General features: G+C 69.8%; 2 pseudogenes. Both read right to left on the bottom strand.

What is annotated here, in order from left to right:
- Positions 1-180, bottom strand: a pseudogene (locus BFF76_RS34325) (M6 family metalloprotease domain-containing protein); the annotation flags it as partial.
- Positions 181-182: 2 nt separating this feature from the next.
- Positions 183-789, bottom strand: a pseudogene (locus BFF76_RS34320) (metallopeptidase domain-containing protein); the annotation flags it as partial.
- Between the last annotated feature and the right edge of the window lie 271 nt (positions 790-1,060).

Raw genomic sequence — 1,060 nt, 5'->3', positions numbered from 1 at the left:
ACGAAGGCCAGCTTCGGGCCGCCCTTCGTGGCCAGCGGTTCGAGGGTGTGTTCGCTGGTGCCGGGCATCGCGGCACAGCTGACCTGATCGTTGCCCAGCCAGCCGAGCTTCCATTTGTGCCAAGCCAGGAAGTCGTTGTTGGCCCCCCAGTCCTCGGACATGATGTCCCAGTGCCCCACGNNCGTGGCCGTTCTCGTGGGGCAGGACCCGGTAACCGGTCTCCTCGTACGAGCCCGAGCCGTCGTCCTGGCGGCTGTAGACGAAGGACGTGTTGGCGAGCGGGACGCCGTCGGCGAGAGGGGCGTCGTCGTTGCCGGAGAAGGTCACCGACAGGACGGTGTCCAGCGCGGAGGGGCCGGCGTTCGGGGTGACGAGCACGTTGACCAGGTCGTACGCCGCGAAGTCGACCTTCGGATCGGCGACGGCCACCAGGTCCTTGACCATCTTGCGGTAGCCCGGTTCGTACGGTGAGCCGCGCTCTATCCCGTACTCCGAGAACGGCAGGGGCATACGCAGCCAGTCGTCCACGGGTGCTTCGGGGAGGTAGGTGAGCCGGCCGTAGGAGCTGGTGCTGAACCAGTCGGAGGTCTGCGGGAAGAACTCCGCGAGCCGGTCCGCCGCCGGTTCCGTCGCCTTCGCGTCGGGGAAGTCGATCATCAGGTTGAGCGCTCTGATCCGGCCGGTGGAGCGTGTGTAGCCGGGGGCCGTCGGCATGCCCTCCGACATCTGTACGCCCATGGCCGTGGGTATTCGGCACGGTGCGAGGCCGGTCCCCCTCGGCGCGGCCACCGGTCCGGCGGAGGCGCGGCTGGCGACGGGGAGGGTGGAGCTGGCCGATGCCACCGTCGCTATGACCAGGGCCGCGGCGCCGGCCAGTGCGAGGGGGCGGCGATGTCCGCGTATCCGGTGGCGGGGCTGCTGCATATGGCTTCGCCTTCGGTCCGCGGCAGCCGACCGGCTCCGACTGCGCTCTGGCGCTCAGCCTCTTCCCGGTGGTGGGGGACCGCTCGCTGAGTGCGCCGATCGGGGGATTTCCGCCGCATGTGGTGTGTGGCGCAGG

The sequence above is a fragment of the Streptomyces mutomycini genome (assembly GCF_001700505.1).
Lineage (GTDB): Bacteria > Actinomycetota > Actinomycetes > Streptomycetales > Streptomycetaceae > Streptomyces > Streptomyces mutomycini.
The sequence above is the reverse complement of the archived record's forward strand: the minus strand, read 5'-3'. Positions and strand labels throughout refer to the sequence as shown.